15 protein-coding genes are annotated in these 12,513 nt (G+C 73.5%); 8 read left to right on the top strand and 7 right to left on the bottom strand.

What is annotated here, in order from left to right; all coding sequences use genetic code 11:
• Positions 1–123: 123 nt before the first annotated feature.
• Genes JKJ07_RS12860 through JKJ07_RS12850 form a run of 3 tightly spaced genes read left to right on the top strand, consistent with a single transcriptional unit; the run spans position 124 to position 1,192 of the window.
• Entirely contained in the window at positions 124–510 is a 387-nt protein-coding gene (locus JKJ07_RS12860; protein ID WP_202991670.1) for a YidH family protein, read from the top strand.
• A complete protein-coding gene (locus JKJ07_RS12855; RefSeq protein WP_202991669.1) occupies positions 507–815 on the top strand; it encodes a DUF202 domain-containing protein in 309 nt (102 codons plus the stop codon). The genes JKJ07_RS12860 and JKJ07_RS12855 overlap by 4 nt, the downstream gene beginning before the upstream one ends.
• 38 nt (positions 816–853) lie before the next feature.
• Positions 854–1,192, top strand: a complete 339-nt coding sequence (locus tag JKJ07_RS12850; RefSeq protein WP_202991668.1) for a PLDc N-terminal domain-containing protein — start codon at positions 854–856, stop codon at positions 1,190–1,192.
• Positions 1,193–1,196: 4 nt separating this feature from the next.
• Here the strand turns inward: JKJ07_RS12850 and JKJ07_RS12845 are convergent, their stop codons facing one another.
• The 4 genes from JKJ07_RS12845 to JKJ07_RS12830 are packed head-to-tail and all read right to left on the bottom strand — an operon-like array spanning position 1,197 to position 5,938.
• The gene (locus JKJ07_RS12845; protein WP_202991667.1) at positions 1,197–2,819 is read right to left on the bottom strand and encodes an acetolactate synthase; all 1,623 of its coding nucleotides are present in this window, start codon (positions 2,817–2,819) and stop codon (positions 1,197–1,199) included.
• A gap of 57 nt (positions 2,820–2,876) precedes the next feature.
• Entirely contained in the window at positions 2,877–4,499 is a 1,623-nt protein-coding gene (locus tag JKJ07_RS12840; RefSeq protein ID WP_202991666.1) for an Hsp70 family protein, read from the bottom strand.
• A 26-nt stretch (positions 4,500–4,525) separates the two neighbouring features.
• Positions 4,526–5,125, bottom strand: coding sequence for a hypothetical protein (locus tag JKJ07_RS12835; RefSeq protein WP_202991665.1), 600 nt, complete (start codon positions 5,123–5,125; stop codon positions 4,526–4,528).
• A gap of 39 nt (positions 5,126–5,164) precedes the next feature.
• Positions 5,165–5,938 (bottom strand): enoyl-CoA hydratase/isomerase family protein, encoded by a 774-nt coding sequence (locus tag JKJ07_RS12830; RefSeq protein ID WP_202991664.1) that lies wholly within the window; start codon positions 5,936–5,938, stop codon positions 5,165–5,167.
• A 52-nt stretch (positions 5,939–5,990) separates the two neighbouring features.
• Here JKJ07_RS12830 and JKJ07_RS12825 point away from each other — a divergent pair, with 52 nt between their 5' ends.
• The 4 genes from JKJ07_RS12825 to JKJ07_RS12810 all read left to right on the top strand — a co-directional run bounded on the left by JKJ07_RS12825 (position 5,991) and on the right by JKJ07_RS12810 (position 7,969).
• The gene (locus tag JKJ07_RS12825) at positions 5,991–6,458 is read left to right on the top strand and encodes a DUF6232 family protein (protein ID WP_307834226.1); all 468 of its coding nucleotides are present in this window, start codon (positions 5,991–5,993) and stop codon (positions 6,456–6,458) included.
• 10 nt (positions 6,459–6,468) lie between these two features.
• Positions 6,469–6,822 (top strand): DoxX family protein, encoded by a 354-nt coding sequence (locus JKJ07_RS12820; protein WP_202991663.1) that lies wholly within the window; start codon positions 6,469–6,471, stop codon positions 6,820–6,822.
• 98 nt (positions 6,823–6,920) lie between these two features.
• Positions 6,921–7,085: a hypothetical protein gene (locus JKJ07_RS12815; RefSeq protein ID WP_202991662.1), complete on the top strand. Its 165-nt coding sequence runs from the start codon at positions 6,921–6,923 to the stop codon at positions 7,083–7,085.
• Entirely contained in the window at positions 7,055–7,969 is a 915-nt protein-coding gene (locus tag JKJ07_RS12810) for a methyl-accepting chemotaxis protein (protein ID WP_307834225.1), read from the top strand. The genes JKJ07_RS12815 and JKJ07_RS12810 overlap by 31 nt, the downstream gene beginning before the upstream one ends.
• Here JKJ07_RS12810 and JKJ07_RS12805 read toward each other — a convergent pair.
• The 3 genes from JKJ07_RS12805 to JKJ07_RS12795 are packed head-to-tail and all read right to left on the bottom strand — an operon-like array spanning position 7,966 to position 10,899.
• Entirely contained in the window at positions 7,966–8,859 is an 894-nt protein-coding gene (locus JKJ07_RS12805) for a ribokinase (RefSeq protein ID WP_202991661.1), read from the bottom strand. The two genes, JKJ07_RS12810 and JKJ07_RS12805, sit on opposite strands and share 4 nt — an antisense overlap.
• 5 nt (positions 8,860–8,864) lie before the next feature.
• Positions 8,865–9,737, bottom strand: a complete 873-nt coding sequence (locus tag JKJ07_RS12800; protein WP_202991660.1) for an ABC transporter ATP-binding protein — start codon at positions 9,735–9,737, stop codon at positions 8,865–8,867.
• The gene (locus JKJ07_RS12795) at positions 9,709–10,899 is read right to left on the bottom strand and encodes an ROK family transcriptional regulator (RefSeq protein WP_202991659.1); all 1,191 of its coding nucleotides are present in this window, start codon (positions 10,897–10,899) and stop codon (positions 9,709–9,711) included. Before JKJ07_RS12795 ends, JKJ07_RS12800 begins: the two co-directional genes overlap by 29 nt.
• Positions 10,900–11,028: 129 nt before the next feature.
• On the opposite strand from JKJ07_RS12795, the gene JKJ07_RS12790 reads away from it, so the two are divergent.
• Entirely contained in the window at positions 11,029–12,465 is a 1,437-nt protein-coding gene (locus tag JKJ07_RS12790; RefSeq protein WP_202991658.1) for a glycoside hydrolase family 3 protein, read from the top strand.
• Positions 12,466–12,513: the final 48 nt, after the last annotated feature.

Below are 12,513 nucleotides of genomic sequence, written 5' to 3'. Positions count from 1 at the left end.
TGGCCGAGTGGACCCCGACTCACCGTGGTGCAAGTGCGGCCACCTGCGCGAGGCCTGCGTGAGTGACGAAGTCCGCACCCTCTGGGCCCGCTCTTCTTGACCCCAGAGGTCAATAATCTCCCTGTGTTCGGTGCGCTGCGGCAATGGATAGACCCGGAGAAGACGCCCACCGTCGGCCGCACCCCGGATTACCGGTTCTCGCTGGCCAACGAGCGCACGTTCCTGGCCTGGATCCGCACCGGCCTGGCGCTGGTCGCGGGCGGGCTCGGCTGCGCCCAGTTCCTGCCGCCGCTGCCCATCGCCTATCTGCGCGAGATCATCGCCATCTCGCTGCTCGTGCTGGGTGGCCTGGTGGCGCTGCGGGCGGTCGATCACTGGGCCCGCACCGAGCGGGCGATGCGGCTGGGCGAGGAGCTGCCCGGCTCGCGGTTCCCGGCCTTCCTGGCCGTGGTCGTGGCGCTGGGCGCGCTGCTGCTGATCGTGGCGGTAGTGCTGCAAAGCCCCCGATGACGGAGCCGCCCGACCACGGCGCGGCGGCCGAGCGCACCCGGCTCGCCTGGCGGCGTACGGCGTTGTCGGGCGCCGTCGTCTTCCTGCTCGCCGCCCGGCCCGCCTTCCACCCCGACGCGGGCCCGGCCCAGTGGATCACCGCGGCGCTGGCCGGCCTCGGCTGGTCGGTCCTGGTCGCCCTGGCCTACCGCCGAGCCCGGGCCCTGCGCCGCCGCCCGCCGCACCGCGGCCGGCGCTCGATCACCGCGTACGCCCTGACCACAGTCGCCCTCGCGGTGCTCGCGGGGGTCATTGTCACGCTCTGATCGTCGCCGGATCGGCCGGAGCGCGTCATCATTGCCTCATGGTCCGGTTGTTCATCTTCTTGGCTGCCGTGCAGCTGGTGCTCTTCGTGCTGGCGCTGATCAGCTGTCTGTCGGTTGCTCGCGTCCGCAACGCCCCCCGCGTGGTGTGGGTGCTGGTGATCCTTCTCATCCCCCTGCTGGGCCCGCTCGCGTACTTCTTCTGGGGACGCCCGCGGCCCGCTCCCGTCGAGGGCGGGATCGTGCGCAGGCGCCCCGCTCCGGCCTCGCCGGACGACGACGCCGACTTCCTCCGCTCGGTCGACACCGAGCAGTCGAAGCGCGATCGCGAGATGCTCGCCCAGTGGGAGAAGGATCTCAACAACCGCGAGGAGGACTGAGGCGTCAGGCGAGGTTCGACGAGCGCGGGTAGGCGTCGCCGGGGTCGGTCAGCACGTTGACCAGGTAGGGCACCCCGGCGGCAAAGGCGCGCTCGAGGGCCGGGCCGATCTCGGCCGCCTTCTCGACCGTCTCCCCCGCGCCGCCCAGCGCCTTGACCACGTCGTCGTAGCGCAGGCCGGGCTGCAGGTCGGCTGCCACGTCGTAGCCGTACATGGCCTGCATGGGGTGCTTCTCGAGACCCCAGATGCCGTTGTTGCCGACCACCATGACGACCGGGAGCCCCTGCCGGACCAGGGACTCGGCGTCCATCAGCGAGAAGCCGGCCGCCCCGTCGCCCATCAGCACGCAGATCTGGCGGTCGGGATAGGTCACCCGGGCCCCCATCGCATAGCCCATGCCGGTGCCGAGACACCCGTACGGACCCGGGTCGAGCCAGGTGCCGGGCTGCGCGGGCTCCAAATACCTTCCCGCGTACGAGACGAAGTCGCCCCCGTCCCCGATGGTCACCGCGTCGGGGGCGAGCACCTTGCGCAGCTCGCCGTAGATGCGGGCCGGCTTGATCAGGTCGGTCTCGGCCGCCATCGCCTCGGCATCGCGCGCCTTGCCCGCGTCCTCGGCCGAGCGCAGCCCCGAGATCCACTCCGTGTGATCGGCCCGGTCGCCCGGCCAGTCCGCGATCGCGGCCAGGATGCGCCGCAGGTCGCCGGCGGGCGAGACCACCGGTTCGACGTGCGTGGCCCGCTGGCTCGGCGCGTCCACGATGTGCACCACCCGCGCCTCGGCGAACTCGCCGAAGCCGAGCCGGAAGTCGAGCGGGGTGCCGATCACGCAGACCAGGTCGGCCTCGTTGAGCGCGGGCCGGCGGGCCTTGGCGAAGGCGAGCGGGTGCGACGGCGGCAGCGCGCCGCGGCCCATGCCGTTGGTGAACACGGGCACCTGCAGCGCCTCGGCGGCCGCCCGCAGCTCGGCGATCGCGTTGCCGCCCCACACGTCGGAACCCGCGATGATCACCGGCCGCTGGGCCGTGGCCAGCAGCGACGCCGCCTTTGCGACCTCGTCGGGGTCGGCCTCGAGCACCGGGACGGCCGGCTCGCCGGGGGCCGCGGCCTCGCCGCTGGAGAAGACGACCTCGAGCGGGATGTCGAGGAAGGCCGGGCCGCGGTGGGCGGTGAGCGCCTCGGTCAGGGCCGCGCGCACCTCGCCCGCGATCGCGTCGGTGTCGCCGACCGTGGCCGCGTATTTGGTGACCGGGGCGACCAGCGGCACGTGGTCGAACTCCTGCAGGCTGCCCGCACCCCAGCGGAAGGCGGGCGCCCTGCCGCCCAGCACGAGCACCGGCGAGGCGTTGAAGAACGCGCTGGTCAGGCCGGAGATGCCGTTGGTCACGCCGGGGCCGGCGGTGAGCACCGCGAGGCCGGGCCGGCGCTGCAGCTTGGCCACCGCCTCGGCCGCGAAGACCGCGGTCTGCTCGTGGCGCACGTCGTAGATCGGGAAGTCGGTCTTGTGCGCGGCGTCGTACAGCGGGAACACGTGCCCGCCGGACAGCGTGAACATCTCGTTCACCCCGAACGCCCGCGCCGCGGCCAGCGCCAGCTCGCCGCCGTGCCCCTCGATCACTTCTGCCATCGTGTGCTACCCCTCAGCCTCGTCGCCGGTGTAGCCGCACGTTACCCGTGAGTCACCTCAGAAGCCGAGCAGGCTTCGGATGTCTTCCCAAAGGTTTTCCGCGTCGACCAGGATCGGCTTGCCGTTGCCGTAGCCGTACGCGATCACGAGGGCGGCCAGCGGCACCAGGATCATGATCGCGGTGCTGAACAGGATCTGCAGCGCGCGCAGGAACCCGCCCCGCTTCTTGGTGCGCCGGACGGCCTGGGAGACCTGCGGCTGGGGGCGCGGCCGGGAGATCGGCGGGCGGGACGGCGAGACGGGCCGCGACGAGACCGGGCGGACCGCGGCCATGCCGTGCGAGGGCGGGCTGGCCGGGGGCGACGACGCGACCGGGGGTGTCGAGACCGGGGGCTCGAACTTCGGCTTCGGCGTCGGCACTGTCGCGTGCGGGTCGGGGACCCAGCCGTGGTCGGCATCGGGCCAGGGGTCGACCGCCGGCTGCAGGCCCGTCGTGCCGGGCACGCGCACGGTCGCGGTGGCCACCCGTACGGTGGCCGACTCGGCCCGGCCCGTGGAGACCAGCCGCAGCTCCGAGGTCAGGCCGGGTGCGGCCGCGCCGGTCGCCAGCATCGCCGCGTCGGCCAGGATGCTGCCCTCGGCCACCACCAGCTCGGGCTGCTCGATCACCACCGGGGCCTCGCCCAGCTCGCGGTGCAGCAGCGTGGCCACCAGCGGGATCCGGCTCGCGCCGCCGACCAGGAACACGCCGGCCAGGCGGCCCTCGGGCAGGGCGGCCCAGTCGAGCAGGCCCTTGGTGACCCGGATGGTCTGGTCGAGCACCGGGCGGGCCAGCTTCTCGAGCTCGTCGCGGGTGAGGTGCACCTCGGTGTCGAGCAGCGGCACCACGAAATCGGCCGACTGGGCCCGCGAGAGGCGCTCCTTGGCGATCCGCACCTCTTCCCACAGCTGGCGCTGGGCCCGCCGCTCCTGCGCCGTCGTCGGCTCGAGCAGCCGTTCCCACTCGCTGGTCTTCAGGTGCTCGACGATGGCCGCGTCGATGTCGAGGCCGCCGATGTCGTCGCGCCCGTCGATCGCCATCACCTCGAAGCCCGAGGCCGTACGGGCGACGACGCTGGCGTCGAACGTGCCGGCGCCGAAGTCGTGCACCACCACGACCGAGCCGATCGGCACGTCACGGCCGAGCACCTCGGCGAAATACGTCGCCGCGGCGACCGGCTCGGCGACCAGGCGGGCGTTGGTCAGCCCGGCCCGGGCGGCGGCCTCGGCCAGCAGCGAGCGGCGGGTCGCGCCCCAGGTGGCCGGGCAGGTCAGGGTGACGTCGGGCAGCACCGGGCCGACCGCGCGGTGCCACTCCTCGGCCACCCGGGCCAGCACCGCGGCGATCAGGTCGACGACCGGGAACTCCTGCTCGCCCAGCAGCACCGTGCCGTCGTCGATGCGGCGCTTGGGGTTGGGCTCGAAGCGCACCGGGTCGAGCCGGGCGCTGTGCACCGCGTCGCGGCCGACCACGAGCGCGCCGCTGGGCTCGGCATAGACGGCCGAGGGCAGCAGCGGCGAGCCGTCGACCAGGATCGGGCGCGCGCGGCCGTCGGGCCAGCGCGCCACCGCGACGGTGTTCGAGGTGCCGAAGTCCACGCCGAGGGCATGCCTTTTCGGCTCACCTTGGTCGATGGCCATTCCCTGAGTCTAGGGGGTACCCGCCGTCACACGATCTTCCAGCGCGGCCCGTGCCGCCAGTCACGCGTGCAACGCACGAGGTCGCCCTCGACGGTTCGCCCGTAAGCGCCCACCGGGTGGCATTCGTCCCCCACCCGTACGGGATCTTGCACGAAGCCGGGCGACTCGGAGGGCATCGGCGTGGACGCCGGTGAGGTCGGCAACAGCGGGGGTTTCGGGAGCGGCGTAGGCGACGTGGTGGGCGGCACCGGCGGCACGACCTCGGGGTCCTCCGGCGGCGCCAGGATCGGCTCGGGGCTGCGGGGCGGGGCAGCGGGAATGGCGGAGGTGCTGCGGGCCGGCGCCGGGCGCGGCGAGACGATCGACGCCGGCTTGCGGGTCTGCTTGGTGGCCGAGATGGCGCTGCGCGACGGGGGCGGCGGCGCCGAGGTGGCGCCGGTGGGAGCCAGCGGCGGGACGGCGAGCTGGTCGACCACTGCCGAACCGGGCGAGCGGGCCGGCTCGGACTGGTGGCGGCCCAGCGTGAGCCAGCCGATCAGCGCGCACAGCATCGCCTGGCCGACCACCAGCGCAACGGCCATGCGCACGGTGCGGCGCACCTTGCGCGTGACCGGAACCGGTTCCACATTGCGGACTTTATGGCAAAGGATCGATGGGGTCGAGGCCTAACGCCCAGTAAATGTGGGCTTACGCTTCTCGACGAACGCCGCGGTGCCCTCGACCCGGTCGTCGGTGGCGAACAGACCGGCGAACAGCTGCGACTCCAGCGCCAGGCCGGAGGCCAGGTCGGTGTTGAGCCCGCCGTCGACGGCCAGCTTGGCGGCCCGCAGGGCGAGGGACGGGCCCGACACGTACGGCCGGACGAGCGCGGCCGCCGTGGCGTAGACCTCGGCCGCGGGGGCGACCCGGTCGGCCAGCCCGATGCGCAGCGCCTCCTCGGCGTCGACCATGCGGCCCGAGAAGATCAGATCCTTGGCGCGGGCCGGGCCGATCAGCCGGGCGAGCCGCTGGGTGCCGCCCGCACCCGGGATGATGCCGAGCTTGATCTCGGGCTGGCCCAGCTTGGCGTCGTCCGCCACGACCCGCCAGTCGCAGGCCAGCGCCAGCTCGCAGCCGCCGCCCAGGGCGTAGCCGGTGATCGCGGCCACGACCGGCTTGGGGATGCGGGCCACGGCGTCGAACGCGCTGGACAGCGCGGCCGCCCGCACGGCCATCTCGGGATAGCCCACCTTCGTGAACTCGGTGATGTCGGCGCCCGCGGCGAAGACCTTCTCCCCGCCGTACACGATGACGGCCTTGACCTGCTCGTCGGTGGTGGCGGAATGCGCGGCGGCCCGCAACTCTTCCTGCAGTTGCGTATTGAGCGCGTTCATCGGAGGACGATCCAACCGGATCGTGCCGATGCCGTCGGTAGTCTCCAACGTCACGAACTCGCCCACCGCGCGCCTCCCCTGAAGATTGGTTCAGGCCAGCCTACGACGGGTACCTCAGATGAAGATGACCACCTACTACCGGGATCCGGACGTGTGGATCACCTCCACCGGGGTCCGGATGCACGGCCGCGATCTGCGCCTGGAGGAGTTGCTCCAGGTGTGGCACACGCGCGGCCGCCGGTCCTGGAGCACGATCGCCGGCCGCGGCGTGACCGGGCTGGCGATCCTCACGCCGCTCGCCGTCGGGCTGCTGGCCGTGCTGGTCGCGCTGGTCATCGACGCCTCCACCGCCACCACGATCGCCCTGGCCGGCGGGGGCGTGCTGGTCGGGCTGGCCACTGCGCCGCTGGCCGACGTCCTGCTCGAGCGTGTCGACCGCTCGTACGACCGGGGCAGCCGCGTGCGGGAGATCTGGGCCCGCACCGCCGCGGGCGACGTGCTGCTGCTCAGCACCCCCGACGCGGCCCGGTTCGGGCGCATTTATCGGGCCCTGCAACGCGCGCTGGAACCGGCTACTCGCCGGTAATATGCGACCCGTGAAGAAGGATGCCGTCGCCCTGGCCGCGCTGCTGACCACCACGGGAGTGCTGCACTTCGCCGTGCCGCGCCCGTTCGACTCGATCGTGCCGCGCTCACTGCCCGGCCGGCGCCGCACGTGGACCTATCTGAGCGGTGCGGCCGAGCTCGCCGTGGCCGCGGCGATCGTCCACCCCCGTACGAGGAAATGGGGTGGGACGGCGGCCGCGGCGCTCTTCGTCGGGGTCTTCCCGGCCAACGTCAAGATGGCGGTGGACTGGCGCCACGCCTCCCCGGGCAAGCGTGCGATCGCCTTCGGGCGGCTGCCGTTGCAGGTGCCGCTCGTGCTCTGGGCCCGCCGCGTCGCCCGCTGACAGTCCGACTTTCCTGACTTTTCAAGACGCCGTCGTTCGGCCCCGACGGGCGGCTCGCCGGCTATCACTCCAACCGGCGGCTGCCCGAACCCGCGGCGGTGGCCGAGGTCAAGCGCCTCTACGACCGGATCCGCGCGACGGAGCAGCGGCAGGCGACCACCCCGGCCGCGGTCGAGGCGGGCTGGCAGGCGTTGCTGGGCGAGCTCGGCGGGCAGACGTACGACGAGTTCGTGTGGACCCTGACCAACCGGACGAGCGCATGACCGACGCCGCCCTGGCGCTGATTGCCGACGTCTGCCGCCGGGCCGCCGCCGGTGACCTCGAGGCCCGCCTGCCCGACATCGGCGACTCCCCCGAGGCCGTCGCCGCCCGCGCCGCGCTCAACAACTTCCTCGACACCGGCGACGCGTTCCTGCGCGAGGCCGGCGCCGCCTCGACCGCCGCCGCCGAGGGCCGCTTCCACCGCCGCATCCTGACCCGCGGGCTGCAGGGCGCCTTCCGGCACACCGCCGACCAGATGACCACCTCGTTCAAGGCCATGAGCGTCAGCGCCGACCAGGTCGCCCAGGCCGCCGGGGCCCGGGTCGCGCTGGCCGACGAGCTGGAGTCGGCCGTGCTGACCGTCTCGGAGCAGGTGGCGACGGCGGCGACCGAGATGGGCGCGTCGGCCAACGGGCTGGCCGACTTCGCCCGCGACGCGGTCTCCGAGGCCGAGCGCGGGCTGACCACGGTCACCTCGTTGCGCAGCGCGTCCGACCAGATCCGCAAGGCGGTCGACCTGATCAACCAGGTGGCCAAGCAGACCCGGCTGCTCGCGCTGAACGCGACGATCGAGTCGGCCCGGGCCGGCGAGGCCGGGCTCGGCTTCAGCGTGGTGGCGGGCGAGGTCAAGAACCTGGCCGCCGAGACCAGCTCGTCCAGCGACGAGATCCTCGGCCAGGTGAACACCGTGCAGGACGCCGCGGCCGACGCGGTGGCCGTGCTGGAGGCGGTGACCAACAGCATCCGCGAGATGAGCGGGCTGGTGAACGGCATCGCGACGGCTGTCGACGGGGGCGGGGCACCGGGCACCGCCGGGCTCTCGCAGCTGGCCGAGGTGCTGCGCTCCGAGGTGAGCCGCTTCGTCGCCACGGCCCGGGCCAGCTAGCCGGCCCGGAAGACCTCGTCGATCTCGTCGCGGGTGGGCAGGGCGTTCGAGGCGCCCATCCGCCGGACGCACGCGGCGCCCGCGGCGTTGGCCCAGCGCACCGCCTCGACCAGGTCGCGGCCCTCGCCCCAGGCCACGGCGAGCGCCCCGGTGAAGGCGTCGCCGGCCGCGGTGGTGTCGGTGACCTCGACGTGGAACGCGGGCACGGTCTCGTCGCGGCCCTCGCGGTCGGCGTAGCGCGAGCCGCTGCCGCCCTGGGTCAGCACCACCCGCGGCACCAGGGCCAGCAGGCCGGGCACGTCGATCTCGGCGCCGCCGGTCACGGCCAGCGCCTCGGTCTCGTTGACGACCAGCAGGTCGATGCAGGCCAGCAGCTCCTCGGGCAGGGCCCGGGCGGGCGCCGCGTTGAGGACCATGCGGGTGCCGCCGTCGCGAGCCGCGCGGGCCGCCGCGACCACCGTCTCGACCGGGATCTCCTGCTGGCACAGCAGCACGTCACCGGCGGCGATGGCGGCCCGCTCGGCGGCGGTCAGGCCGACGAACGCGTTGTTGGCCCCGGGCGCGACGAGGATCGAGTTCTCGCCCTGGTGGTCGACCATGATGACCGCAACGCCGGACGCGCCGTAACTCGTGCGTACGTGCTGCATGTCGACGCCGGCCCCGTGCAGCCGGGCGTTGAGGTTGACGCCGAACGCGTCCGACCCGATCGCGCCCAGGAACACCGTGTGACCACCGGCCCGGGTGGCCGCGATCGCCTGGTTGGCCCCCTTGCCGCCGGGCATCATCAGGAAGTCGTCGCCGAGCACGGTCTCGCCCGGCCGGGGCAGGCGCGGCGCCAGCCCGACCAGGTCCATGTTCGCGCTGCCGGCGACGACGATCCGCGGGGCCATGCGGGTCAGGCCGCCCGCGCCGCGTAACGGTCGCCGAACCGGTCGACGATCAGCGGCAGCCCGAACGTCTTGGACAGGTTGTCGGCGGTCATCACCTCGCCCAGCAGCCCGGCCGCGACGATCGTGCCCTCGCGCAGCAGCAGGCCGTGGGTGAAGCCGGGCGGGATCTCCTCGACGTGATGGGTGACCAGCACCATCGCCGGCGAGTCGGGGTCGAGGGCGAGCTCGGTCAAGCGGGCGATCAGGTCTTCGCGGCCGCCCAGGTCGAGCCCGGCGCCCGGCTCGTCGAGCAGCATCAACTCGGGGTCGGTCATCAGCGACCGGGCGATCAGGGTGCGCTTGCGCTCGCCCTCCGAGAGGGTGCCGAACTCGCGCTCGGCCAGCGCGCCCATGCCGAGCTGCTCGAGCAGCTGCCGGGCGCGGGCCTCGTCCTGCGGGTCGTACGACTCACGCCAGCGCCCGACCACCGACCAGGCGGCGGTCACCACGACGTCGACGACCCGCTCGCTCGGCGGCACGCTCTCGGCGAACTGGCCGGTGGCCAGGCCGATCCGGGTGCGCAGCTCGTTGATGTCGGTGCGGCCGAGGCGCTCGCCGAGCACCCACGCCGTGCCCCGCGACGGATGCAGCCGGCCCGAGGCCAGGTTGAGCGCCGTGGTCTTGCCGGCGCCGTTCGGGCCCAGGATCACCCACCGCTCGTCCAGCTCGACCTGCCAGGTCAGGCCGCGGACCAGATGGTTTCCGCCGCGGATCACGCTGACCTGGTCGAAGGCGATGACAGTGTCTTCGTCGGGCTTTCGCACGCGTCCATCCAACCACGCACGAGTACGACCGCTCAGGCGGTGGCCTTCATGCGGTGGTCGAGCCGAACACCTCATCGCGTACGGCCCCGAGGGCGGTGTGCAGAGCGCCGTGCAGGACGGGCTCGGCCTCGACCCCGGTGATCACCACTTTCGGGTTGACCAGGGTGATCGAGGCCACCTCGTTCTCGACCCGCGCGGCCAGGGCCGGACCGCCGGCCTGCGACACCTCGCCGGCCAGCACGACCAGCGGCGGGTCGAGGACCACGCAGGTCGCGGCCACGCCGAGGGCCAGCCGGGCGGCCAGCTCGTCGAGCACCGGCTCGCCGGCCGGGCCCGCCTCGACGGCGTCGCGCACGACGTCGGCCGCCTCCACGCCCCGGAAGCCGTACTTCTTGCCGATCGCCTTGACCGCGTCGGCGCCCGCGATGCTCTGGAACGCGCCCCGCACGCCGCCCTTGGTCGCCTTGCGGCCCAGATGCCGGGGCACCTCGGCGCCGGCCACAGGCAGATAGCCGATCTCGCCCGCGGCGCCGGTGCTGCCCTGGTGCAGGCGGCCGTCGATGACGCTGGCCAGGCCGACGCCACGGCCGGCCCAGATCAGCACGAAGTCCTTGACGCCGGCGGCGGCGCCGGTGCTCGACTCGGCCACGGCCGCCATGTTCACGTCGTTGCCGAAGACCACCGTCGTGCTCAGGTCGCGGCGCAGGTCGTCGAGCAGGCCGCGATGCCAGCGGGGCAGGTCCCAGGCGAACGAGATCTCGCCGCTCTCCGGGTCGACCAGGCCCGGGGTGCCCAGCACGACCCGGCGTACGGAGGTCATGTCGGTGCCGGCGTCGGTCGCGGCCTGCACCACGGCGTTGTGCACCACGCCGACCGGGTCGTCGGTGTCCTTGGTGGACTGCTCGACCCGGCCGATGATCGAGCCGGTGATGTCGGCGCAGGCCGCGACCACCCGATCGGGGCCGACGTCGACGCCGATGACGTGCGCGCTGCCGGGGGTCACGGCGTACAGCTGGGCATTGGGACCGCGGCCGCCGGCCTGCTCGCCGACCCGGCGCACGAGGCCGCGCTGCTCCAGGCGCTCCACCAGCTGGGACGCGGTGACCTTGCTCAACCCGGTCATCTCGCCGAGCTGCGCACGCGTCAGCGGACCCCGGTTGAGCAGCAGTTCCAGCGCCGCGCGGTCGTTCAGCGCGCGCAGCAGCCGGGGCGTGCCCGGAAGGCGGGTGGAGGCCATGGCAGGATCCTCTACTTTTTAGGATAGTTTCCTATTAGATTAGCGGCGCCCCTGTATCGGGCCCGACACCGAGCGATCATGGCAGCTCGCGGGGTGCACAGACCAGACTTGCGTCACCGGAAGGACATCATGGCGATCGACCCCGCACTCCGCCGCCTCGCTCTCGGCACCCTGCTGGCGGCCTTCAAAGGTGGGAACGCTCCCGGTTGGGCCGTCACCCTCCTGGGCGAAGGATTGGCAGGCCACACGCTCTTCGGCACCAACGTCGCCGACCCCGCCCAGGTGGCCGCGCTGACCGCCCGGCTGCGCGAAGGCCGCCCGGACGCGCTGATCGCGATCGACGAGGAAGGTGGCGACGTCACCCGGCTCGCGCACCGCACCGGGAGCCCCTACCCCGGCAACGCGGCGCTCGGCGCGGTCGACGACGAGGATCTCACCCGCGCGGTGTACGCGGCGATCGGCGCCGACCTCGTGGCGGCCGGGATCAACCTCGACCTGGCCCCCACCGTCGACGTCAACACGGCCGACGACAACCCCATCATCGGCACGCGGTCCTTCGGCGCCGACCCGCTGCTGGTGGCCCGGCACGCGCGCGCCGCGGTCGACGGGCTGCAGTCGGCCGGGGTGGCGGCGTGCGCCAAGCACTTCCCGGGCCACGGCGCGACCGTCACCGACTCGCATCTCTCGCTGCCGACCGTCGACGTGCCCCGCGAGCTCCTCGAGACGCGTGACCTGCCGCCCTTCGCCGCGGTCGCCGGGTCGGCCAAGGCCGTCATGTCGGCCCACATCCGGGTGCCGGTGCTGACCGGCGACGACCCGGCCACCTTCAGCACGGCCGCCCTGCAGGATCTGCTGCGCTCGACGCTGGGCTTCGACGGCGTGATCGTCACCGACGCCCTCGAGATGGCGGGGGCCGCGGCCGCCGCCGGGGGCATTCCCCAGGCCGCCGTACGGGCCCTGACCGCCGGCGCCGATCTGCTCTGCATCGGCGCCGAGGTCACCCACGAACTGGTCGAGGCCGTGGTCGCGGCGATCGTGGCCGGGGTGCCGGCGGCTCGCCTCGAGCAGGCAGTGGCCCGCAACACCGCGCTCGCCGCATGGACGGCATCCCCCCGTACAGCGGTGACCGTGGCCGACGACCTGGGGCTGGCCGCGGCCCGGCGCGCGGTGCGGGTCGAGGGGTCGCTCACCGGCCTCTCGTCGCCGCTGGTCGTGCAGCTGGCGTCGGGCTACTCGATCGCCGAGGGCGTCGTGCCGTGGGGCCTGGCCCCGCACCTCGACGGGGTCGAGCAGGTCGAGGTCGAGGCCGCCGCCGCGTCGGCCGCCCAGCTGACGGCGCACGCGGGCGCTCGGCCGATCGTGGTGGTGGGCCGGCACACCCACCGGCAGGAATCGCACCGGGCCCTGATCGAGCAGCTCTCGGCCGCCCACACCGTGGGAGTCGTCGAGATGGGCTGGCCGTCGGCTTGGCGGCCGGCTCGGGCGCGGGCCTTCGTCACGACCCACGGGGCGAGCCTGGCCAACGGGCGGGCCGCCGCCGAGGCCCTGGGGCTTGCTGCGCTGTAGAACTCGCATTTCCGAGCGGCCCGTCTCGTACGGGCCGCTCTTTCTTTC

The sequence above is a fragment of the Paractinoplanes lichenicola genome (assembly GCF_016785085.1).
Lineage (GTDB): Bacteria > Actinomycetota > Actinomycetes > Mycobacteriales > Micromonosporaceae > Actinoplanes > Actinoplanes lichenicola.
Note: the sequence above shows the minus strand (reverse complement) of the source record. Positions and strands in the feature narration are given on the sequence as shown.

What these genes read in the sequence shown, in the direction of transcription:
- JKJ07_RS12855 (WP_202991669.1), top strand. Translation starts at nt 507, where the DNA reads ATGACGGAGCCGCCCGACCACGGCGCGGCGGCCGAGCGCACCCGGCTC.
- JKJ07_RS12850 (WP_202991668.1), top strand. Translation starts at nt 854, where the DNA reads ATGGTCCGGTTGTTCATCTTCTTGGCTGCCGTGCAGCTGGTGCTCTTC.
- JKJ07_RS12845 (WP_202991667.1), bottom strand. Translation starts at nt 2,819, where the DNA reads ATGGCAGAAGTGATCGAGGGGCACGGCGGCGAGCTGGCGCTGGCCGCG.
- JKJ07_RS12840 (WP_202991666.1), bottom strand. Translation starts at nt 4,499, where the DNA reads ATGGCCATCGACCAAGGTGAGCCGAAAAGGCATGCCCTCGGCGTGGAC.
- JKJ07_RS12825 (WP_307834226.1), top strand. Translation starts at nt 5,991, where the DNA reads ATGAAGATGACCACCTACTACCGGGATCCGGACGTGTGGATCACCTCC.
- JKJ07_RS12805 (WP_202991661.1), bottom strand. Translation starts at nt 8,859, where the DNA reads ATGGCCCCGCGGATCGTCGTCGCCGGCAGCGCGAACATGGACCTGGTC.
- JKJ07_RS12800 (WP_202991660.1), bottom strand. Translation starts at nt 9,737, where the DNA reads ATGAGGTGTTCGGCTCGACCACCGCATGAAGGCCACCGCCTGAGCGGT.
- JKJ07_RS12795 (WP_202991659.1), bottom strand. Translation starts at nt 10,899, where the DNA reads ATGGCCTCCACCCGCCTTCCGGGCACGCCCCGGCTGCTGCGCGCGCTG.
- JKJ07_RS12790 (WP_202991658.1), top strand. Translation starts at nt 11,029, where the DNA reads ATGGCGATCGACCCCGCACTCCGCCGCCTCGCTCTCGGCACCCTGCTG.